The organism is Streptomyces cavernicola, from assembly GCF_029968035.1.
Classification (GTDB): Bacteria; Actinomycetota; Actinomycetes; order Streptomycetales; family Streptomycetaceae; genus Streptomyces; species Streptomyces cavernicola.
On record NZ_JASCIQ010000008.1, the window covers coordinates 101,666 to 124,555 of the forward strand.

The following is a 22,890-nucleotide window of genomic DNA, read 5'->3' on the forward strand; positions in this document are numbered from 1 at the left end:
CCCCGTAACCCACCCGGGGCCCCCGGACACCGCGCGGGGCCAGCCCCCGGACCCCGCTCAGGGTCAGCCCCCGGAGTCCACTCGGGGCCAGCCCCGGACCGCTCGGGGCCGCCGCCCAGGCTGCGGTCAAGGTCAGACCCGGAGAGCTCCGCCCCCGGGCCCCGCTGGTTGGCAGCCCGTGCGCCCCACTCGGGTCCTGCCCCCGAACCCCGCTCGCTCCACGCCCAGACCTCGCTAAGCCCCCAGACGCCGCCAGGGCCCGCCCCAGCCCAGCCCCTCGAACACCGGAAGGGCTGAATCGGCCCGCCCCTCCAACACCACTCAGGGACCGAATGGGGCAGCTGGGGGCGGGAGTTTGCGAGGCAGGGGTGATTTTCGGGACCGTGCCCCGGGCGTTTCCCCGTGGGGTGGGCCGCATTAGTATCCGGGCGGTCAGGCCGTCTCGCGATCGGAGCCGTCATGTCAGCAGCCGGTGGACCGCTTGTCGTGGGGGTGGACAGTTCCACGCAGTCCACCAAGGCGCTCGTGGTGGACGCGGCCACCGGGCGGGTCGTGGCGAGCGGGCAGGCGCCGCACAAGGTGTCCTCCGGAGCCGCCCGCGAGAGCGATCCGGAGGAGTGGTGGGACTCGCTCGTCGACGCCTTGCGGCAGTGCGGGGACGCCGCGCGTGAGGCGGCGGCCGTGTCGGTGGGCGGGCAGCAGCACGGGCTCGTGGCGCTCGGCGCGGACGGCCGGCCGGTGCGGCCCACGATGCTGTGGAACGACGTACGCTCCGCGCCTCAAGCGGCCCGGCTCGTCGCAGAGTTGGGCGGCGCCGAATGGTGGGCCGGGCGGATCGGGAGCGTGCCGGGGGCGGCGTTCACGGCGCCCAAGTGGGCGTGGCTGCGCGAGCACGAGCCCGCCGCCGCTGCCGCCACCACAGCGGTGCGGCTGCCGCACGACTACCTCACCGAGCGGCTGACCGGTGAGGCGACCACCGACCGCGGCGACGCCTCCGGCACCGGCTGGTGGGCCTCCGCCACTGAGGCGTACGACAGTGACGTGCTGCAAGCCGTCGGCCTTGACCCTGCGCTGTTGCCGCGCGTGCTGCGGCCGGGTGAGGCTGCGGGCACCGTACGGCGGCATGCGGAACTCCCCTTGCGCGAGGGGGTGTTGGTGGGGGCGGGCACCGGGGACAACGCTGCGGCCGCCCTCGGGCTCGGTCTGCTCCCCGGTGCGCCCGTGCTGAGCCTGGGCACCTCGGGCACGGTGTACGCGGTGTCCAGGGACCGTCCGGCGGACCCCTCCGGCACTGTGGCGGGTTTCGCCGACGCGCGCGGTGACTGGCTGCCGCTGGCCTGCACCCTCAACTGCACGCTGGCCGCGGACCGTGTGGCGGCGCTGCTCGGCCTCGACCGGGAGGCGGTCGAACCCGGCGGCGGGGTCACGTTCCTGCCGTTCCTCGACGGTGAGCGCACCCCCGACCTGCCTGCCGCGTCCGGGCTGCTGCACGGCCTGCGGCACGACACCAGCGGCGGGCAACTGCTGCAGGCGGCGTACGACGGCGCGGCGTTCGCGCTCCTCAGGGCGCTTGATCTCGTACTGGGAGACAAGCCGAGCGAGTCCGGTACGGATGCAGGTACGGGTGCGGGCGCGCCGTTGCTGCTCATCGGCGGCGGGGCGCGCGGCACGGCGTGGCAGCAGACCGTGCGCCGGCTGTCCGGTCGGGCCGTACAGGTGCCGCAGGCCCGGGAGTTGGTGGCGCTCGGCGCGGCCGCGCAGGCGGCGGGGCTCCTGACCGGCGAGGACCCGGCGGCGGTGGCCCGCCGCTGGGACACGGCGCGCGGGCCGCTCCTGGAGCCGGTGCGGCGCGACGAGGAGACCCTGGAGCGGCTCGCCGCAGTGCTCGACGGGGCGGAGCCGCTGCTCGGCTCAGCAGGCGGCGTAAAAGGCGACGGTAGCGACAGTGGCGACGACAACAGCCTTGGCAGCGACGCTCGTTCGACCGTCGGATGAGACCGGGCCTGGTCAAAGCGCCACCGGTTGAGAGAGGCTCCTCCGAGCGCGCTGCGCGCCAGATCACGCACCAGGGAGAGACCGAGTGAGCCCCGGCGACTACTACATACCGGCATACGTCCTCGGCTTCGCCCTTGCCCTGAAACTGCCTGCCCTGATCCGGAACTGGCGTGATCCGCTGCTCTGGTCGCTGTGCACGCTGATCCTGCTGGCCGGTCTGGTGTTCACGTTCGCGGCGCCCCCGACGATCGAGATCGTCAACTCGGCCTCCAACATTCCGAATCTGGCCGCGCCCGTCACGTACTCGATCCTCAGCGCGCTCAGCGCCTCCTGCTTCGTGCTGCTGATCTGCTGGCACAGCGGCGACCAGGCCACGGTGCGGCGTGTCAGCGGCTGGTGCGCGGCGGGCTTCCTCGTGGTGTCCAGCTCGCTGTTCGTGCTGTTCTTCCTGGGCCACGCGCCCGTGGAGCGGCTGCAGGACTTCGACACGTACTACGCCAACTCCCCGTACATCAGGGAGATGATCCTGCTCTACCTGGTGGCGCACGGCGCGTTCTGCGTGGGCATGAGCGTGCTCTGCCTGCGCTGGTCGCGGAAGGCCACGGGGTGGCTGCGGGCCGGTCTGCTGCTGCTCGTGTACGCCTTCGCGATCACGCTCGGCAACGCGGTGTGCAAGCTGACGGCGGTGGTGGCGCGCTGGTACGGCGTCGACTGGGATGTGCTCAGCACGTCGATCGGGCCGCCGCTCGCGGCCGTCGGCGGGACGCTCTGCCCGGCCGGCTTCCTGCTGCCGATGGCGGGCCCTCAGGTGGTCGGCAAATGGCGGGACTGGCGCGCGTACCGGCAGTTGGGGCCGCTGCTCCGGGAGTTGGAGGCGTCCTCGGCGGGCGGGACGCGCGAGGTGCCGCTCGGCCTGTTCGCGCCCCTCACGCTGCGGGTGATGCAGCGCGAGACGGCCATCCATGACGCGCTGCTGCGGCTCGGCCCCGCCCTGGACGCGCGGGTCCGCGCACAGGCGGCGCAGGCGGCGCTCCTCGACGGGCGCAGCGAGCGGGACGCCGAGGTAGAGGGGGCGGCCGCGATGATCGCGGTGGCCGCGCGGCTCGAAGGTGTCGCAGCGGACCGGCAGGAACAGGTCCGTGACGATGCCGCACATGCGGGTCGGTCCTCCGGGGCGGTCCCGGCCGCGGAGGCCGATCTGCGCAGGATCTCGCAGGCCATGCGCCGATCGACGGTCGTGGCCCGGTTCCGCCGGGAGGCGGCCGAAGAAGAAGGACAACACGTATGAGCACCGTTCCCCGCCCTCGCCCCCGCCGTGCCGTGGTGATCGGCGGCGGCCTGACCGGCACGCTGGCCGCCGCCGCGCTTGCCGAGCACCTGGACGAGGTCACGGTCGTCGAACGCGACGCCCTGCCGCAGAGCCCGTCGCCCCGCAAGTCCCTCGCGCAGGCCCGGCACGCGCACATCCTGTGGTCGGGTGGAGCGCGCGCCATGGAGAGCCTGTTACCGGGCGTCCTCGACGACTGGACGGCCGCGGGGGCGCGGCGCATACCGCTGCCGTCGGCGCTGGTGTCGATGACGCCGCAGGGCTGGTTCCGGCGCGGCGGCACGGAGATGCAGTTCCTGATCTCCTGCAGCCGCGACCTGCTCGACTTCTGCATCCGCCGCCGGGCTCTCGCCCTGCCGCAGGTGCGGCTGCTCCAACGGACCGTGGTGACGGGCCTGTTGGGCTCGGCGGGACGGGTGCGCGGGGTGCGGGTGCACTCTCCCGGCGCGGGCGTGCAGGAGCTGCCCGCGGATCTCGTGGTGGACGCTTCGGGCCGGGGCACGCGCGCGGTGCAGTGGCTCACCGGGATCGGGATCGGCCCGGTCCGTGAGGCGGAGGTGGACGCCGGGGTCCTCTACGCGAGCCGCCTCTACCAGGCCCCTCCGGGGGTGCAGGATTTCCCGCTGGTCAATGTGCAGCCGCGGGCCAACACCGGGGAGCCCGGACGGGGTTCGATCATCGCGCCGGTCGAGGGCGGGCGCTGGCTGGTGACGCTGTGCGGCACGCGCGGTGCGCATCCTCCGCAGGCGCCGGAGGCGTTCGAACGGTTCGCGCGCGAGGTGCGGGACCCGGTTGTCGGCGAACTCATCGCGCACGCGCGGCCGTTGGACGACGAGGTGACGCTGTCGCGCAGTACGTTCAACAGGCGCCGATATCTGGAGAAGTGCCGCGCCTGGCCGGAGGGTTTCGTCGCCCTGGGGGACGCGGTGGCGACGTACAACCCGGTGTACGGGCACGGCATGTCGGTGGCGGCGCAGGGGGTGCTGGCGCTGCGGGCGGAGCTGCGCAGGAACGGGCCGCAGGCGCTGGGCCTCGCGCGTCGGGCGCAGCGTGCCGTGGCCGGGCCGATCGACATGGCCTGGCAGATGGCGGCCGGGCAGGACGTGCTCTACCCGGAGGCGACCGGGAAGCGGCCCACGTTCCTGGAGCGGGCGGGGCAGCGGTACGTCGACCGGCTGACGTCCACGGCGACGGCCCGGCCGTACGCGGCCCGCAGCCTGCTCGAGGTCATGACGCTGTCGGCCCCGGCGACGGGCCTGTTCCGCCCCGCGCTGGTCCTCACGGCCCTGCGCGGCCCGCGCCAAGAGCCGCTCACCGGCCCGCCGTTGACGGACGAGGAGCGCGCGTCGGTGTACGGCGACGGGGACCTGCCGGAGACGCCGCGGGCGGGGGGCACGCGCGCGTAGGGGCTGTTTTCGGAGCGGGAGGGGCGGGGGCACGCGCGCGTAGGGGCTGTTTTCGCTTGGCTGCCTGCGCGTGGATCCCTGGCGTACGCGCGTAGCGGGCGTTTCCGGCGGGCACAACATGGGGGCGCACACGTGTCCGTCAACTTCCGCCACCAGAGCGGTCGTTGACGGACCGCGCCTGGCTGCCGTCACGGCACGTTCCGACCGCACCACCCCCGAGGAGCACATCCCGCACCTGAACTCCCCCACAGGAAAGGCAGGTCACCCATGGACCGCGCACGCAGAGTCCCCACCGGCGGCCCCAGCAGGCGCCGGCTGCTGCAGGGCGCCGCCCTCGCCGCCGTCCCCACCGCCCTCCTCCTCCCCGACGCCCGCGCCGACGTCGTGCCGAGGCAGTCGCGGCGCCCCGCCGACTACCCGGACGCCGAGTGGGTCCCGGCCAGCAGCTCCAACTACACGGCGTCGAACCGGCCGCTCACGTACCCGATCGACTTCGTCGTCGTGCACGTCACGCAGGAGACGTACGCCGACACCCTCGGCATCTTCCAGAACCCGGACGCGCAGGTGTCCGCGCACTATGTGGTGCGCTCGGCGGACGGGCACGTCGCGCAGTGCGTGCGGGACCGGAACGTCGGCTGGCACGCCGGGAACTGGGACTACAACACGCGCAGCATCGGCATCGAGCACGAGGGCTGGGTGGACCAGCCGGAGTGGTTCACGGAAGCCATGTACGCGTCGTCGGCGGAGCTCACCGCGTACCTGTGCGCCACGTACGGCATCGCCAAGGACCGGGAGCACATCATCGGGCACAACGAGGTGCCGGGCGCGGACCACACCGACCCGGGGCCGAACTGGGACTGGGACCACTACATGGACCTCGTCAACTCCCTGTAGGGGTCCTTCACGCACCGTGATCGACCATGCTGCACCGCATGTGCGAACGTGCCACGATGAGGAGGGTGCGGACAGCGGACCTGAACCGAGCCACGCACAGCGGCGGTTTTCAAGGGGCGCACCCACACTGAGGGTGCGCCCCTTGCCGTTCCAGAGGCACGGAAACCGCCTGCAGCACGGAAACCGCCCGCACGCGCGGAGACCGTCCGTACTCGCGGAAACCGCCCGCACGCGCGGAGACCCGTCAGGGGACGACATGGCTACGCAGCAACGACCGACCGTGGACGCGTCGTACTGGATGGTCACCGCGCCCGGCGCCGACCGTCCGCCGCCCGAGTCCGACCTGACCGCGGACGTGGCCGTGATCGGCGGCGGCATCGCGGGCCTCTGCACCGCCTGGGAGCTGGTGAGCGCGGGCCTCGACGTGGTCGTCCTGGAGGCGGACCGGATCGCGGCGGGCGTGAGCGGGCACACGACGGCCAAGGTGACCGCCGCGCACGGCCTCAAGTACGCGCGCCTGGAGGCGGAGCACGGGAGCGAGACGGCATATCTGTACGGCCAGTCGCAGCAGGAGGCGGTCGACCGGATCGTGGCGCTCTGCGCCGAGCTGGGCATCGAGGCGGACCTGGAACGCGCCCCCGCGCTCACGTACCTGCGGGATCCGGAGGGCGTCCACGACCTGAAGGCGGAGGCGGCCGCGGCGCGCAGGGCCGGGCTCGACGCGTCGTACGTGACGGAGACGGAACTGCCCTTCGAGGTCGCGGGCGCGGTCCGCGTGGACGGTCAACTCCAGTTCCACCCAAGGAAGTTCCTGCTCGGGCTCGCGGAGCGCATTGAGGCGGCCGGCGGGCGGATCCACGAGCGGTCCCGCGTCACGGCCCTGCATGACGCCACCCGCTGCCGCCTCACCGTCGAGCACCCGGGAGACGGCGGGGAGGTGACCGGTGACAGCGGCGGTGGCGACCTCGGGGAGACCGGTAGCGGTGGCGGGGAGACAGGTGGCCGGGGCGTGACGGTCACCGCGCGGGACGTGGTGATCGCCACGCACTACCCGGTCTTCGACCGCACGCTCCTGCTGACGCTCCTCGAACCCCGGCGCGAGCTGGTCCTTGCGGCGCCCGTCCCGACGGAAGCGGCGCCCGTGGGCATGTTCATCACCCCGGAGGACCGTACGCGTTCGCTGCGCAGCGCCCCGTACGACAGCGGGCGGCGGCTGCTCGTCGTCACGGGAGAGGCGTTCGAACCGGGCGCCGGGGACGTACGGGACAGGTTCGAGCGGCTCGACGCGTGGGCGCGGACGAGCCTGCCGGGCTTCGCCGAGGCGGACAGCGTGTACCGCTGGGCCGCGCAGGACAACGACTCCGTGGACCAACTGCCCTATGTGGGCCACGCACATCCCGGCAGCCAACATGTGTATGTGGCCACCGGGTTCGGCGGCTGGGGCATGAGCAACGGCGTCATGGCCGGCCGCCTCCTCGCCGCGCACATCGTGGGCGGGCCGCGCCCTGCCTGGACCGAGCTGTACGACCCGCGTCGACTGCCGCCGGTGCGGGACGCGGGCCATGCCGCCGCCCAGCAGGCGTCCGTGGCCGGGCACTTCGTCGGGGACCGGCTGCACACGGGCGAGGCCGCTTCGCTGGCGGACGTCCCGCGCGGCGGCGGTGCGGTCGTACGGCTCGGCGGCAAGCCGTGCGCGGTGCACCGCGACGACACCGGGGAGGTCACGGCGGTCTCCGCGCGCTGCACGCACCTCGGCTGCCTGGTGCACTACAACGACGCCGAGCAGACCTGGGAGTGCCCCTGCCACGGCTCCCGGTTCGGCACGGACGGCTCGGTGCTGCAGGGTCCGGCCACGCGGCCGCTGCGACAGCGCGAACTCCCCGATCTCGCGGATCCGGCCGAGTGACCGGCCGGCCTCCGAAGTGATCGGGGAGTTCGTGTCCTGCTGCTGGGCTTAGCCTGCTGGGCCTAGCGGAGGCCGCCGCTGCCGAAGGATCCGCTCATGCCCGGAGTCCAGCGGCGTGGTTTCTGATCCTTCGCTCTCTTGGAATTGGTGGCGTGCAGTGCGTACGGCATGAGCCGTTCGCTCTCCTCCTTCGCCACGGGCATTTCGTCCGCTTCCCGCATTTCCCGAATCTCCCGGACCGGTCCGGAATCGGGCAGCTTCGGCTGCTCCTCCGGCCGAGGTCGGTGCGGCTCCCGGTCTTTTACTCGATTGCCCAGCCAGAAGGCTCCGAGCAGGCCACCGACGACGACGATGCCACCGATGAATGCGGCGATACGCCCGACGGCGCCGCTGGAAGCGGCCAGGTCCAACAGTTCACTCGTTGCCGTGATCATGATGGCGGACGCCCGGATTCCGGGCGCCTTCACACCTCCCGCAATCAACTCGGGTCAACTCGGGGGATCTGCGAATCCGCTCTGCTCGCCAGGCGTTCTGGGGCATTCTCCAACGCTGTTCGACCTTTCATTTTACTCCTCCCCCGATATTCGGCAGCGGCGCGCACCGTGGACCCCGAGTGACCGGATCATCACCGTCCGGTCACGACTTCTGTTGTCATGACGGTTGTCGGCCCGCACCCGCGAGGCCACGATGACTGCATGCGCACGGCCCTTTCAGGGAGGCAGAGTTGACCGATCCGTGGGTGGCACTCCAGCCGGGCACCGACCGCGTGGAGCGGGTGCGGATGCTGCGCCGCGCCCACTCGGCGTTCACGTCGGCGGGGACCGTCGCCCGCCCGGTGCGGTCGGTGGTGGCCGACTCGTGGCGGCGCTCGGCGAGAGCGCGGGTCAGCCCCGAGGGCACGGCGCGGGTCGAGCTGGTCGACGGGGACCTGGGCTCGTACCGGGCGCAGCATCCGCTGGCGCGGGTGATGCCGCTGTTCCGGGAGCTGATGAGCACCTTCGCGATGGACGGGGAGCATCTCCTCGCGGTGTGCGACGTGCACGGCAGGCTCCTTTGGGTGGAGGGGCACTCCGCGACCCGGGCCCTTGCGGGGCGTATGAACTTCGTGCCGGGCGCGCGCTGGGCGGAGTCGGCGATGGGCACGAACGCGCCGGGCACGGCCGTGGCGGTGGGCCGGCCCGTCCAGGTGTTCGCGGCCGAGCACTTCAGCCGGCCGGTGCAGCCGTGGACGTGCGCGGCGGCGCCGGTGCACGATCCGCACACGGGGCAGCTGCTCGGCGCGGTCGACATCACGGGCGGCGACCGGCTCGCGGAGCCCATGAGCCTGGCGTTCGTGCAGGCCGTGGCGCGGGCCGCGGAGGCCCAACTCGCCCTGGACCGGCGGCAGTCGAACCGTGAGACCGTCGAGTTGTACGCCCTGGGCCGGGACGAGGCGCTGCTCGTCGCGCACGGCCGCAAGACCCGGCTGAGCCGGCGGCACAGCGAGCTCGCGGTACTCCTCGCGCGGCATCCGGAGGGCCTGACCGGGGACCAGCTCCTCATCGGTCTGTACGAGGACGAGTCGATGTCGCCGGTGACGTTGCGCGCGGAGCTGTCGCGGCTGCGCTCACTGCTCGGCGGCGAGCTGCTCGCGTCCCGTCCGTACCGGTTCACGGCTCCGGTCGACGCGGACTTCCTGCTCGCGGAGCGGCGGTTGGCGGCGGGTTCGGTGTCCGGTGCGGTGGGCGCGTACAGCGGTCCGCTGCTTCCGCTGTCGCAGGCGCCCGAGGTGGCGCGGCTGCGGCACCGGCTGGAGCGGTCGCTGCGGGACGCGCTGATCGAGCGGTCCGATCCGCAGCTCCTCGCGGACTGGGCGTACAGCAGGTGGGGCGGGGACGATCTCGGCGTGTGGCAGGCGCTGGTGGCGGTCACGCGGGCGGGCACGCCGGAGCATGCGGCGGCGCGCGCCCGGCGGGCGGAACTGGACGCGGAGCAGTCGGGGGCGTGAGGCCTCGACCCCGACGGCGACGGGCAACGGGCAACGGGCAACGGGCAACGTCGTTGCAACCTCCGCGTCCCTAGTCTCCGCGGCAGAGCGCTGCCCGACGGTGGGTGGCCGTTCCCGGGAGGCCCGCAGAGATGACCCGTTACGCCGCGCCCGGCACCGAGGGCGCCCTCGTGTCCTACAAGCCGCGCTACGACCACTACATCGGCGGCGAGTACGTGCCGCCGGCCCGTGGCCAGTACTTCGAGAATCCCAGCCCGGTCAACGGTCAGACGTTCACGGAGATCGCCCGCGGCACCGCGGAGGACGTGGAGCGCGCGCTCGACGCCGCGCACGCGGCCGCGCCCGCGTGGGGGCGTACGTCCACGACCGAGCGCGCGCAGATCCTCAACAAGATCGCCGACCGGATGGAGGCCAATCTCGAACCGCTCGCGGTCGCCGAGTCCTGGGAGAACGGCAAGCCGGTACGGGAGACGCTGGCCGCCGACATTCCGCTCGCCATCGACCACTTCCGCTATTTCGCGGGCGTGGTGCGCGCCCAGGAGGGCTCGCTGAGCGAGATCGACGACGACACGGTCGCGTACCACTTCCACGAGCCGCTCGGGGTGGTCGCGCAGATCATTCCGTGGAACTTCCCGATCCTGATGGCGACTTGGAAGCTGGCGCCCGCGCTCGCGGCGGGCAACGCGGTGGTCCTGAAGCCGGCCGAGCAGACCCCGGCGTCGGTGCATGTGTGGCTGGACCTGGTGGCGGATCTGCTGCCGCCGGGGGTGGTGAACATCGTCAACGGCTTCGGCGCGGAGGCGGGCAAGCCGCTGGCGTCGAGTCCGCGGGTCGCGAAGGTGGCGTTCACCGGGGAGACGACGACGGGGCGGCTGATCATGCAGTACGCCTCGGAGAACATCAAGCCGGTCACCCTGGAGCTGGGCGGGAAGTCGCCGAACATCTTCTTCGACGACGTGTGGGCGCGCGACGACGCCTTCCGCGACAAGGCACTTGAGGGCTTCACGATGTTCGCCCTCAACCAGGGCGAGGTGTGCACATGCCCGTCTCGCGCCCTGATCCAGCGCGGTCACTACGCCGAGTTCCTCGACGCGGCCGTGGCCCGCACGGAGCGGATCGTGCCGGGCCACCCGCTGGACACGGACACGATGATCGGCGCGCAGGCCTCCAACGACCAGCTGGAGAAGATTCTCTCGTATCTCGACATCGGCCGGCAGGAGGGCGCGAAGGTCCTCACGGGCGGTCAACGCATCGAGTACGACGGGGAGTTGGCGGGCGGCTACTACGTCCAGCCGACCATCTTCGAGGGCGACAACCGCATGCGGATCTTCCAGGAGGAGATCTTCGGCCCGGTCGTCTCGGTCACCCCGTTCGACGACTACGACGACGCCCTGAAGATCGCCAACGACACGCTGTACGGCCTGGGCGCGGGTGTCTGGACCCGCGACATGAACACCGCCTACCGGGCGGGCCGTTCGATCCAGGCGGGCCGGGTCTGGGTGAACAACTACCACGCGTACCCGGCGCACGCGGCCTTCGGCGGCTACAAGCAGTCGGGCATCGGCCGCGAGAACCACCGGATGATGCTGGACCACTACCAGCAGACGAAGAACCTGCTGGTGTCCTACTCGCCGGACAAGCTCGGGTTCTTCTAGGGGAACAGAAAAGAGGCGCCTGAGCTGGGCTTCTGCCCGCCAGGCGCCTCTTGCTCAGCCCATCGAAGCTGGAGCCCGATCTGCGTGGGGTGCACGTACGGCGAAGCGCTTCGTGCACCCGATGGACGGATCCTCTGGGCCGGCACCGAGACTGCGATCGAGTACGTCGGGTACTTCGAGGGTGCGCTGCAGTCCGGGATTCGCGCCGCCCGGGAAGTGCTGAGGGCCGGATAGCCCACTCGGCCGCCGTGTCACCCGAAGGAGCGGCCCTGGGTGACCCGGAGCCGGCAAAAGGGGAGGCCAATTCCCACACCCTACGGTGGCCTGTCCCCCAGAGCCCCAAGCGCAGCAGGCCCCACAGCGAAGGACTCGATCATGAGTGACCCCACTCCTCAACCGACTACGACCGACTCCGGCACCCCCGTGGAGAGCGATGAGCATTCGCTCACTCTCGGGCCGGGTGGACCGATCCTGCTGCAGGACTCGTACCTGATCGAGCAGATGGCGCAGTTCAACCGTGAGCGGATTCCCGAGCGTCAGCCGCATGCCAAGGGCAGCGGAGCTTTCGGCCGCTTCGAAGTCACCCACGACGTCAGCCGGTTCACGAAGGCGGCGCTGTTCCAGCCGGACACCACCACCGAGTTGGTCGTACGGTTCTCGACGGTCGCCGGTGAGCGCGGCAGCCCGGACACCTGGCGCGACCCGCGCGGCTTCGCGGTGAAGTTCTACACCAGCGAAGGCAACTACGACATGGTCGGCAACAACACACCGGTGTTCTTCATCAAGGACCCGATGAAATTCCAGCACTTCATCCGGTCCCAGAAGCGCCGCGCGGACAGCAACCTCCGCGACCACGACATGCAGTGGGACTTCTGGACCCTGTCCCCCGAGTCCGCGCACCAGGTGACCTGGCTGATGGGCGACCGGGGCATCCCGCGCACGTGGCGCCACATGAACGGCTACACCTCGCACACGTACATGTGGATCAACGCCTCCGGTGAGCGGTTCTGGGTGAAATATCACTTCAAAACCGATCAGGGCATCGAGTTCTTCACGCAGCATGAAGCCGACCAGATGGCTGCTGCGGACACGGACTACCACACGCGTGACCTCTTCGAGCACATCCGGGACGGGGACTTCCCGTCGTGGACGCTGCACGTGCAGGTCATGCCGTACGAGGAGGCGGCGAACTACCGGTTCAACCCGTTCGACCTCACCAAGGTCTGGCCGCACGGCGACTATCCCCTCATCCCGGTCGGCCGCATGACGCTTGACCGCAACCCCACCGACAACCACGCCGAGATCGAGCAGGCGGCGTTCCAGCCCAACAACCTGGTCCCGGGGATCGGCCCGAGCCCGGACCGCATGCTGCTGGCCCGCCTGTTCTCGTACGCGGACGCGCACCGCCACCGCATCGGCGGCAACTACCAGCAGCTGCCCGTCAACGCGCCGATCGTGCCCGTCCACACGTACTCGAAGGACGGGGCGATGGCGTACCGGAAGACGAGCGACCCGGTGTACGCCCCGAACTCCAAGGGCGGGCCCGCCGCCGACACCGAGCGCTTCGGCAGCCCGCCGAGCTGGCACGCCGACGGCGACATCACGCGCGCCGCGTACGTCTCCCACGCGGAGGACGACGACTGGGGCCAGCCCGGAACCCTCGTACGCGAGGTCCTGGACGACGACGGACGAGACCGCCTGGTGGACAACGTCGTCGGCCACCTGCTCAACGGCGTCACCGAGCCGGTCCTGCTGCGGGCCTTCGAGTACTGGTCCAACATCGACGAGTCGATCGGCAAGCGCATCGAGGACGGAGTCCGCGCGAAAGCCGGCGAGAAGGACCCCAAGGCCGCGGAACAGGGCAACCCTGCCCGCCGCGACATGCAGCGCAAAGCGTAGGCACTGAGCCGAACGCAAAGCCTGGGCACTGACCGAACGCACTTCGCGTGCGCTTGGCGCTTGCCCGCGGGCCGCGTCTTCGAGGGGAGTGAGCCTCGCGAAGACGCGGCCCAAGCATCAACGCGGAGTTCAATCTGCGCACGCCGCTGACCACCGTGCGCGACGGGGCGGGGCCACCGACCTGGATGCCAAGGTGAGCGGCCGGCCCTGCGTCAGCCTTCGTCCGCAGTCGGCGCTCCGCGCAGAATCGAAGCCAACAGCCCCGTCACCAGCTCCCCCGCCTCCGCCCTCGCGGCCTTCTTGTCCTCCGCCTCACCGATGGCCAGCGCCGTTTCGCTGACCATCCTGAAGAGGACGCGAGTCAGCAGGGGGCTGGGGGTGAGACGGGCGCCGCTGTCCGCCAGCTCGGCGAGCATCGCATCGAGCAGCCCCATCATGCGCGCCTCGATCTCGCGGCACCGCTCCCAGCCGAGCACCGCAGGCCCCTGCTGAAGGCAGATGCGCTGGTACTCGTCGTCCAGGCAGGCGTCGAGGAATGCGTCGAGGCCGCTCGTCATGCGTTCCCACGGGTCGTCCGCGTTGCCGCCCGCGCTCATCACGGCTTCGGCGATCCGCTCGTTGACGCCCTCCAGGACGTGCTCGAAGAGTGCCTGCTTGCTGGAGAAGTGGTGGTACAGCGCCCCCTTGGTGACGCGCGCGGAAGCGGCGACCTCGTCCAGCGACGTGTGGGCGAAGCCCTTCTCCGTGAACAGGCGCCCTGCCGAGTCCAGCAGTGCCGTGCGGGTGGCCTCGACGTACTCCTGGCGACGCGTCTTGACAGTCATGACCGCAGGTTATTACATACTCTCGGTATGTTGCCATCTCTAAGAATGAAACCTTCGGGGGGTTAGATGTTTGTCCGTCTCGCGTCGTTGGCCATGCGCCGGCGCCGCCTCGTCTTCGTGATCGCTGTGCTGGGGTTCGCGATCGCCGCAGCGATCGCTTCCCCGGCGATGAAGGTTCTTTCGGCAGGCGGTTTCGAGGATCCGAAGGCGGAGTCGTCGATCGCCGAGGAGGTGCTGCGCGAGCGCTTCGACACGGGCGAACCGAACTTCATCCTCGTGGCGCGGGCACCGGGGCAGGTCGACAGCGGCGAAGCCGAGGCCGCCGGCCGCGATCTCACCCGTGAGCTCACCGATCAGGACGGCGTCGCCGAGGTCTCCTCGTACTGGACGGGCGGACCGGCGGCCGACGAACTGCGGTCGGAGGACGGGCGGTCGGCCCTCATCCTCGCCCGCCTCAGCGGGGACGACGACGAGGCGCTGAAGACCGCGAAACGCCTCGCTCCTCGCGTCACCGGCGAGCAGGGGGTGCTCTCGGTGAAGTCGGGCGGCCGGGCGGAATTCAACCGCCAGGGCTCGGAGCGCATCACCACCGACCTCGCTCGGGCCGAAGGCATCGCGATCCCGATCACCATCCTGCTGCTCGTGCTGGTCTTCGGATCGGGGATGGCCGCGCTCATGCCCCTCGCGGTGGCGGGCTTCTCCGTGGTCGGTTCGCTTGCCGTGCTGCGGCTGCTCAACGAGGTGACGGACGTATCGATCTTCGCGGCCAACCTCTCCACGGCGCTCGGCCTGGGGCTTGCCATCGACTACTCACTCTTCATCATCAGCCGGTACCGGGAGGAGCTGAAGAAGGGGGCCGAGACCGCCACAGCGCTGCGTGCGACGCTTCGTACAGCGGGACGGACTGTCGTCTTCTCCGCCGTCACCGTGCTGCTGTCCCTGGCTGCGCTCCTGGTGTTCCCGCTGTACTTCCTGCGGTCTTTCGCCTACGCGGGCATCGGTGTGGTGCTCTTCGCCACGCTCGGAGCGCTGGTGCTGCTGCCGGCGTTGCTGGCTGCCCTGGGCGGCCGGATCGACAAGTTCGACCTGATGGCGAAGCTCCGCCGGGGGCCGAAGAAGGAGAAGCGCCCGGAGGAGGGTTTCTGGCACCGTCTCGCCACGGCTGTCATGCGACGCCCGCTGCCCGTGCTCGCCGTTGTCCTGGTCGTCCTGGCGATCGTGGTCATGCCCTTCACCAAGGCGTCGTTCGGGCTGCCCGACGACCGTGCGCTGCCCAAGGATCTGGCCGCCGCCCAGGTGGGCGATGCCGTGCGTACGGAGTTCTCCACGCCGACCGGCCGGGACCTGAAGGTCGTCCTTCCCGATGCACGGCCGTCCGACAGCGAACTCACCGACTACGCGACCGCCTTGTCCGATGTGGCGGACGTCGAGCGTGTGGACACGGCCACCGGCAGCTTCCGGGACGGGAAGCAGATCGCTCCGCCCGCAGCGGGCGCGGAGAAGACGTTCACCGAAGCGGACGGAGCCTGGCTGGCTCTGACCACCGATGTGGAGGGCTACTCGGAAGCCGGCAAGGACCTGGTCGGCGAGGTGCGGGACGCACAGCCTCCCGCCGGCACCGCGGCACTCGTCGCGGGCACGGCGGCCACCTATGCCGACACCCTGGACAGCCTCTGGTCCGCCCTGCCCTGGGCTGTGCTGATCATCGCGATGCTGACCTTCACGCTGCTGTTCCTGTTCACGGGCAGCGTGATCATGCCGCTCAAGACCATCGTCCTGAACCTGCTCAGCCTCACCGCGACATACGGGGCCATGGTGTACGTCTTCCAGGACGGCAACCTGCAATGGCTCACGGGTGACTTCACCGTCACCGGCTATGTCGACGTCACGATGCCGATTCTGATGTTCTGCGTCATCTTCGGCCTGTCGATGGACTACGAGGTCTTCCTTCTCTCCCGCATCAAGGAGGAGTTCGACCGCACCGGCGACAACGAGGCAGCGGTGGCCCGGGGGTTGGAGAGCACCGGCCGTCTGATCACCGCGGCGGCGGCGCTGCTGGCCATCTTCTTCGTGGCGCTCGTCAGCGCCGGCGTCACGCACGTCAAGATGCTGGGCCTGGGCACTGCCCTCGCCATCCTGATGGACGCGATCGTCATCCGTGGCCTGCTCGTTCCCGCGTTCATGCGGCTGGCCGGCCGCGCGAACTGGTGGGCGCCGGGCCCCCTGCGACGCCTGCACGACAAGATCGGCTTCAGCCACGGTCCCTCAGCCGACGAGGAGCGGGACACGGCGTCCTCCGGTGAACTCGGCGGCGCCCCCGCCGTGAGCGAATCGCGCGAGCGTGTGACGCAGTAGCCCATTACGAGGCGCTGAACGGACAGAGGGCCGGCCCCCGGGGGCCGGCCCTCTTCTACTGCATCGCGGCGCTGCATCGCTTCGCTGCATCGCGGCACTGCATCACGTCACTGCATCGCGGCGCTCAGCACCAGAGGCTCACCGTGGCGACGAGTACTGCCGACGGGGTCGCCACCAGTCCGAGCATCCAGCAAGCCCCGGCTCCGTACGCCGACTTGGAACCGTAGGCGGTGCCCGTGTCGAGGAGCCGGTTGATGCGTTCGGCCACGTCCCCGCCAGAGGCGTACAACGCCCCCGCTCCGGCCACCGCAGCGTTCTCGACCCGGCCCGCGGCAAGCCTGGCGAGTCCGCGGGCCAGGACATCCGCCCGGACTTGTCGCGCGGCGGCGTCGTCCGCCGCCATCTCCACAAGGCGGGCGACGGCCCCCTTGGCCTCCGCGAAGAGGGGAACCCAGGCCAGTGCGTGAGCCATGGAGCCGGTGAAGCAGGTGATGTAGTGGTGGCGGCCACGGAGGTGGGCCCTCTCGTGTTCCATCACCGCTGCCAGCTCGGCCTTCGACAACATCTTCAAGGCCGCTGTCGTCAGGACAATGCGCCCGCCGTGGGCCGCCACACAGTACGCGGCCGGGCACGCGTGGTCGATGGCTACGGCGGAAGCATCACGCAGGCCGACTCGGCGGCCCAGCAGGTCCACCGCGGCGACGTGGTTCTGCTGACGACGGCGCCAACGCACGTGGTTGCGCAACAGCACCGTGCTCACCCTCAGCGGCACTCCGACTGCGATCGCGGCCCCCGCCACGGTGATGAGCAGCCTGAGGCCGTCCGAAGAAAGATGGGCGACCCAGCGTACGCAGCACTGCCAGATCAGCGCGTGTACGGCAGTGCCTGCGAGCTCAAGCCCCAAGAAGACGATCGAGGCCAGAACCGAGACGATCATGCCGAGCCACAGACCGATGGCCAGCCGGGGCGCGGGGATCGGCCAGCGCGCCCGCGCGAGCAGCCGGGGCGCGAGCACTGCCGTCACCAGCAGGTACACCGATTGGAACGCTGCACCCGTCATGCGCCGTCCTCGTCGCCGAGTGCACGGCGGATGGCGGCCTGGAGATCCGGTGATTCGCTGGCGGCGACACGTTCGACGAAGTGGAGCATCACCGACTCAGGGTCGCCACTGCCGCTGAGTGCCTCCGCCATGAGCCGGGCCGTGCAGGCCTCGCGCGTTTCCCGCGGGTGGTACAGGTACTGCTTGCCGTGCCGCGTGCGATCGAGCCAGCCCTTCCTGTTGAGCTTGGACATCGTCGACATGACGGTGGTGTACGCCAGCGCCGCGGGGCGTTCCGCGTTCATCGCGTCGACCACGTCACGGACCGGCAGTGGCCGACTGGCGGCCCACAGCCGTTCCATCACCTCGGCTTCCAGTGACCCCAGATTCCACACGCTGCGCCTCCGCTCGATTTCCGGCATGGTACCGGTGCTCTCCGACGCCACAACGCGCTGCGGCGTTCCTGGTGATGACCCAGGAACGCCGCAGCAGTGGTACGGGGCAACTAGCCGACTGTCCCAGGAGACAGCCAGTGCCGGAAGGAGTCCGCGAGAGCCGCACCGCGGCCGTCCGCCGACCGACCACCGGGCGACTGCCCCTGCCCCTGCCCCTGCCCCTGCCCCTGCCCCTGCCCCTGCCCCTGCCCGTCGAACGATTCCAGCTCCGACACGAAGCTCTTCAGCAGCTCTTCCGTTGCCTCACGCTCCGAGCCGGCGGACGTGATGCCGACCAGCAGGGCGCCGTCGACGGTGCCGCAGAGGAACTCGAACCGGTGCCGCAGTGGTGTGGCGGAGTGCTGTAGCGGCCCAGGGCGATGGGTCGACGGCGCCAGGCGCGGGTGGGCGTACAACTCATCGACTGCTCCTAGGTAGTTGAAGGCGAAGTCGGCCCCTCCTGCTCGTCCGTCCACGTGAGCGGCCGTACCGTAAGCCGCCAGGGCGTGGTCCAGGCCGCCGTTGGACTGGGCGGAGCGTGCCGCCACCACCGCCTCGGTCCCCCGCCGGGCGTCGCCGACCGCCGGGACCTGCAAGGGATAACGGACCGAGAGCCTGCCGACCGTGCGCGAGAGGTCGCCGACGGTGTCCGGCAGCGCGGAAGCACGACCGTGCCCGTCGACCTCGACGTCGATGGCGTCGCCGAACCGGCAAGCGCGCGCGGCGCGGGCGAGCGCCGCCAGCAGAACGTCACCGATCGTCGCGGCTCCCTGCGCATACTCCCTCAACCGGTCGACGGTTTCCGATGGCACGACTTCGATGAGCGTCTCCGCCTCACCAGCCGTGCCCGCGAGGGCTCGTGACACCGAGGCGGTCGAGGCCGTCGAGGCCGTCGAGGCTTCCGAACGCGAAATGTGGTCGGCCAGCTGCTGGGCCCAGACCGCCGCCGGCAGGGAAACCGGCGGAAGCTCGGCCTCTCCCTCCTCGGCGATCTGGTCGTGCGCAGTGAGGAGTTCGTCGAGGACGAGCCGCATGGAGAAGTTGTCCACCGCCAACCAGTGTGCGATCAGGAGGAGTTCGGGCCGACGGTCGCTCCCGCGGTCGAAGTACAGGACACGCAGGAGCGGCGGCTCGGCCAGATCGAAGCTCCGCTGAGCCTGCTCGGCAGATCCTTCGATGGCGCGGTCCTGGTCCTCCTCAGGCAGGCCGGCGAGGTCGAACCATTCCACAGGGACGGTCGACAGCTCCTTGCCGGCACGTACCTCCTGCTGCCAGCTCCCATCCCGGAGGGTGAAGCCGGTACGCAGCGCATCGTGGCGAGCGATCACCGTGCGCAGCGCCACGCGAAGCGCCACCTTGTCCATGGGCTCGGCCAGTTCGAAGAACAGGGCGTAGTTGTGATGTCGGGCAGCCTCTTCGCTCAGTCCGGACAGCAGCATCGACTGGGAGGGAAGCAACGGCGCGGGGCCCGTCACTTCGGTCGGGGCCGCCGACGTGCTGGGAGCCGCCAATGTGGCGACCCGGGCGAGCCCAGCGATGGTCGGGTTCTCGAAGAACTGCCGTGGTGTCAGGGCGAGTCCGGCTTCGGCGGCCTTGCTGATGACCCGGAGGGCCAGCAGGGAATCACCGCCCAGGTCCCCGAACACATCGTGGATTCCGACCTTGCCGGTGGGAAGGACGTGCTCCCAGATGTTCTTGAGCCGCCGCTCGATGTCGTTGCGCGGCGCGTCCCCGTTCTCCTCCGGGACGCCGGTGGGTGCTGTCGAAGCCGTGGGCTGCGGTGCGGGCAGAGCAGCGCGGTCGATCTTGCCGTTGGCCGTGAGCGGCAGTGCGTCGAGCATCACGAAGGCGCGCGGCAGCATGTAGTCCGGCAGCACGGCTGCGAGGTGCTGCCGCAGGGAGACGGTGAGTGTTTCCGGGTCGTCCATGGCGTGCGTGGTGGGGGTGAGAGTGGGGGTGGGGTTCGGGGTGAGGTAGGCGGTGAGTTGGTTGTGGTTGGCGGTGACGATGGCGTCCTTGACCGCCGGGTGTGTGTTGAGCTGGGCCTCGATCTCGCCCAGCTCGATCCGATACCCGTTGATCTTCACCTGATGGTCATTACGACCCAGGAACTCGATCGACCCGTCCGGCAGATAGCGACCCAAGTCACCAGTCCGATAAAGACGTTCACCCGTAACAGGGTGGGTGATGAACCGCTCCGCGGTCTTCTCCGCATCACCCCAGTAACCACACGCCACCCCGATACCGCCGATGAACAACTCGCCGGGAACCCACGTCGGAACAGGCTCCAACCGCCCGTCCAACACCGCGAAGGACTGATTCGCCAGCGGACGACCGTACGGAATGCTCCGCCACCCCGGATCCACCTCACCGATCCGGTGGTGAATGGACCAGATCGACGCCTCCGTCGCACCACCCAGACTGATGACCCCAGCCTCGGGAACCACCGAGTCGATACGTCCGGGCAGGGACAACGGGATCCAGTCACCGCTCAGCAGCACCAACCGCAGCCCCGCGACCACCTCACTGTTCGCGGCCGCGTAATCCGTGAACATCTCCATCAACGCCGGGACTGAGTTCCACACCGAAACCCTGTGTTCATGCACCAAGTCCAACCAGGCGGCAGGGTCACGGTGAGCGTCCGCACCCGGCACCACCACGGCGCCACCAGCGGCGAACATCCCGAAGATGTCCCACACCGACAGGTCGAAACTCAGCGAGGACAGGGCCAACACCCGGTCCGAACTCCCCACCCCGAAACGGCCGTTGACGTCCACCACCGTGTTGGCCGCACCGCGATGGTCGATCATCACGCCCTTCGGCTCACCCGTCGAACCCGACGTGAAGATCACATACGCCAGATCCCCCGGACCCACCACAGGCTCCAGCCGACCGTCATCCACCTCCGACCACACCTGCTCGTCATCCACGGCCAGCACCGTCACACCCGCCGGCCATTCAATCTCGCCCGCCAGATGCGACTGGGTCAGCACAATCCGGCACTGCCCCCGCTCAAGAATCCGCCGCACCCGCTCGCCCGGCCATCCGGCATCAACAGGCAGATACGCCGCCCCCGAATACAACACGCCCAACGCGGCAACCGGCTGCTCCCAGCCCTTGTCCATCACCACACCCACCAAGGCGTTCGGGCAAGCCCCCAACTCCCGCAACCGCCGCCCAATACGCGACGCAAACCGGTCACACTCCCCATAACTCAGCGTCCGACCAAGAGCGATCACCGCAGGAGCATCACCCCGCTCAGCCAAGAAACCACCCAGCCCATGCAACAGACCATCAGGCATCGGCGCGGCCGTCGCGTTCGCCTCCGTCCGAGCCGCCAAATCCGAGGCCGGCACCAGCTTCAGCGCAGCGGAATCCCAGACGCCCTGGTCATCGGCCAGGCGTGCCACCAGAGTTGTGAACGCGCCGAACGCCGCATCCATCAACCCATCCGGGAACAGCTCCTCCACGACGGCCCACTGCACCCGCAACTCACCGGCCAGCTCGAACACTTGGCACTCGACGGCGACCTGCGGCGCCGTGGCAGACACATGGGCGAGGCCTCGGAACCAGTCGGGCGTGTTCTCGTCGTCGAGGTCCTGGCCGAGGACGGCGTCGAACACGTACGGCATGGTCGTGCGGTTTCCGTCGCCGCTCCGGGCGAGCTCGCGCAGGACCTGAACACCACTGAACGCGCGGTGTTCGAAGCCCTCCCAGAACCGGCCCTGGAGAGTGGCGATCTGGTCACAAGCCGGTGTGTCGGCATCCGCGTCCACGGCCACCAGGACCTGGGAGGTGAATTCGCCGACGACGCGGTCGATGTCCGGGTGGACCGGAAGCCGGTCGTTCACTGTCACGTTCAGAGTGAACGCGTCCGTCGCCGACCATGCCCGAAGCGTCGCCGCATACGCCCAGCACAGCACCATCGAGGGTGTGAGTCCGTGCCGCAGCGCCGCCTTCCGCAACCGCGCCCACTGCTCGGCTCCCAGTCCGAACACCCGCGACGAGAACCGAGCAGACGTCACCGATTCCACGGCCATCCGCAACGGCAGCTCCGGCGCCGCAGGCAGCTCCGGCAACCGCTCCAGCCAGTACTCCCGCGCCGCGACGAAAGCGGCGGAGTCCTCGACCCCCTCCACCGCCCGCACATAGTCACGGAACGAGACCTCAGGGGCCGGGTCAAGTTGCCCTCCCGCATTGAGGGTCAGCCATTCGCCGACGATCCGGCGAATGCTCGGCGCGTCCGCTATCAGGAGGTCGACGGCGACGTGCAGGACGCAGCGGTCACCTTCCACCTGGCTGACGGCGATCTCGAACAGCGGCCACTGCCCCGGGTCCCGCACCCGGCCGGAGATCTCCGCACGCAGCGCCGAAAGCCGCTCACGACGCTCTTCCTCCTCCAGAGCGCGCAAGTCATGCACCGCGAACCGGTAACCGGGCACCTCCTCCAGCACACGCTGCAGACCGTCGTCCGTGAACACCGTCCGCAGCATCCCGTGCCGCGACACCACCTCGCCCCAGGACTCCTCCAGAGCCGACACCTCAACGGCGTCCGCCTCGATCTCCGCGTAGAACGCCGCCGGCACATCCCCCAACGCGAAGAAGCCACCCCGCCCCAACAGATACGCCTGCTGCAGATCCGTCAACGCAAACGGCTCACCGCGGCCCACCACATCGGGAACGAGGTGTTCGCGCCGCGATGTGCGGGGTGCCTCGTCCATGAGGTCGAGGGCGGTCTCGGCGAGTTCCCGGGCACTCACCGGTCGGCGCAGCATCGACAGGCCCAGCTCGATTCCGAACCGTGCGTCGAGGACGGCGTTCAGTTCCACCGCGGTGAGCGACTCGAGAGTGGCCGCCGCGTGGATGTCGGAGTCGATGTCGAGGGTGTCGGTGGTGACGAGGAACGTCCGGACGGCCTCGGCGAACAGGCGACATCGGCTCTCGCGGTCCTTCTCCGCCAGCAACGTCGAGGGGAAGCCGGGGTCTGCGAGGCCATGGCCGGAGGCGGGCGTGGGCGCGGTGTTCATGGGGTTCTCCTCGACGTCACAGCACTGATGCAGAGGCCGACGCTCCCCGGACGGCCGCTCGACGACAACGTCCGTCGGTACAGGGCTTTGGTGGGTGACCGATCGGCTACCTCGTCAGGTCGGTCGAGGTAGCCCTTCGAGG

15 protein-coding genes are annotated in these 22,890 nt (G+C 70.2%); 10 read left to right on the forward strand and 5 right to left on the reverse strand.

What is annotated here, in order from left to right; translation table 11 throughout:
- The first annotated feature begins 459 nt into the window (after positions 1-459).
- The 5 genes from xylB (at position 460) to QIS96_RS09915 (ending at position 7,528) form a co-directional block, all read left to right on the forward strand.
- Positions 460-1,995, forward strand: coding sequence for a xylulokinase (gene xylB / locus QIS96_RS09895; RefSeq protein WP_282542087.1), 1,536 nt, complete (start codon positions 460-462; stop codon positions 1,993-1,995).
- Between the two features lie 85 nt (positions 1,996-2,080).
- On the forward strand, positions 2,081-3,283 hold the full coding sequence (locus QIS96_RS09900) for an MAB_1171c family putative transporter (RefSeq protein WP_282542088.1): 1,203 nt from the start codon (positions 2,081-2,083) through the stop codon (positions 3,281-3,283).
- Complete coding sequence (locus QIS96_RS09905; protein WP_282542089.1) at positions 3,280-4,728, forward strand: FAD-dependent monooxygenase; 1,449 nt, start codon at positions 3,280-3,282, stop codon at positions 4,726-4,728. The genes QIS96_RS09900 and QIS96_RS09905 overlap by 4 nt, the downstream gene beginning before the upstream one ends.
- 267 nt (positions 4,729-4,995) lie before the next feature.
- A complete protein-coding gene (locus QIS96_RS09910; RefSeq protein WP_282542090.1) occupies positions 4,996-5,622 on the forward strand; it encodes an N-acetylmuramoyl-L-alanine amidase in 627 nt (208 codons plus the stop codon).
- Positions 5,623-5,878: 256 nt separating this feature from the next.
- Positions 5,879-7,528 (forward strand): FAD-dependent oxidoreductase, encoded by a 1,650-nt coding sequence (locus QIS96_RS09915; protein ID WP_282542091.1) that lies wholly within the window; start codon positions 5,879-5,881, stop codon positions 7,526-7,528.
- A 62-nt stretch (positions 7,529-7,590) separates the two neighbouring features.
- On the opposite strand, the gene QIS96_RS09920 is transcribed toward QIS96_RS09915, so the two are convergent.
- Positions 7,591-7,962 (reverse strand): DUF6479 family protein, encoded by a 372-nt coding sequence (locus QIS96_RS09920; RefSeq protein ID WP_282542092.1) that lies wholly within the window; start codon positions 7,960-7,962, stop codon positions 7,591-7,593.
- 290 nt (positions 7,963-8,252) lie between these two features.
- Between QIS96_RS09920 and QIS96_RS09925 the strand changes: the two genes are divergently transcribed.
- The 4 genes from QIS96_RS09925 to QIS96_RS09940 all read left to right on the forward strand — a co-directional run bounded on the left by QIS96_RS09925 (position 8,253) and on the right by QIS96_RS09940 (position 13,069).
- Positions 8,253-9,515: a GAF domain-containing protein gene (locus QIS96_RS09925; protein ID WP_282542093.1), complete on the forward strand. Its 1,263-nt coding sequence runs from the start codon at positions 8,253-8,255 to the stop codon at positions 9,513-9,515.
- 131 nt (positions 9,516-9,646) lie between these two features.
- Entirely contained in the window at positions 9,647-11,170 is a 1,524-nt protein-coding gene (gene exaC, locus QIS96_RS09930; protein WP_282542094.1) for an acetaldehyde dehydrogenase ExaC, read from the forward strand.
- Between the two features lie 84 nt (positions 11,171-11,254).
- Positions 11,255-11,404, forward strand: a complete 150-nt coding sequence (locus tag QIS96_RS09935; protein ID WP_282542095.1) for an FAD-dependent oxidoreductase — start codon at positions 11,255-11,257, stop codon at positions 11,402-11,404.
- A 141-nt stretch (positions 11,405-11,545) separates the two neighbouring features.
- Positions 11,546-13,069: a catalase gene (locus tag QIS96_RS09940; RefSeq protein WP_282542096.1), complete on the forward strand. Its 1,524-nt coding sequence runs from the start codon at positions 11,546-11,548 to the stop codon at positions 13,067-13,069.
- Between the two features lie 212 nt (positions 13,070-13,281).
- On the opposite strand, the gene QIS96_RS09945 is transcribed toward QIS96_RS09940, so the two are convergent.
- Positions 13,282-13,893, reverse strand: a complete 612-nt coding sequence (locus tag QIS96_RS09945) for a TetR/AcrR family transcriptional regulator (RefSeq protein WP_282542097.1) — start codon at positions 13,891-13,893, stop codon at positions 13,282-13,284.
- A 66-nt stretch (positions 13,894-13,959) separates the two neighbouring features.
- On the opposite strand from QIS96_RS09945, the gene QIS96_RS09950 reads away from it, so the two are divergent.
- Entirely contained in the window at positions 13,960-16,248 is a 2,289-nt protein-coding gene (locus QIS96_RS09950) for an MMPL family transporter (RefSeq protein ID WP_282542098.1), read from the forward strand.
- A gap of 124 nt (positions 16,249-16,372) precedes the next feature.
- Here the strand turns inward: QIS96_RS09950 and QIS96_RS09955 are convergent, their stop codons facing one another.
- The 3 genes from QIS96_RS09955 to QIS96_RS09965 all read right to left on the reverse strand — a co-directional run bounded on the left by QIS96_RS09955 (position 16,373) and on the right by QIS96_RS09965 (position 22,748).
- On the reverse strand, positions 16,373-17,308 hold the full coding sequence (locus tag QIS96_RS09955) for a M56 family metallopeptidase (protein ID WP_282542099.1): 936 nt from the start codon (positions 17,306-17,308) through the stop codon (positions 16,373-16,375).
- On the reverse strand, positions 17,305-17,709 hold the full coding sequence (locus QIS96_RS09960; protein ID WP_282542100.1) for a BlaI/MecI/CopY family transcriptional regulator: 405 nt from the start codon (positions 17,707-17,709) through the stop codon (positions 17,305-17,307). Before QIS96_RS09960 ends, QIS96_RS09955 begins: the two co-directional genes overlap by 4 nt.
- A gap of 83 nt (positions 17,710-17,792) precedes the next feature.
- Positions 17,793-22,748, reverse strand: a complete 4,956-nt coding sequence (locus tag QIS96_RS09965; RefSeq protein ID WP_282542101.1) for a non-ribosomal peptide synthetase — start codon at positions 22,746-22,748, stop codon at positions 17,793-17,795.
- Positions 22,749-22,890: the final 142 nt, after the last annotated feature.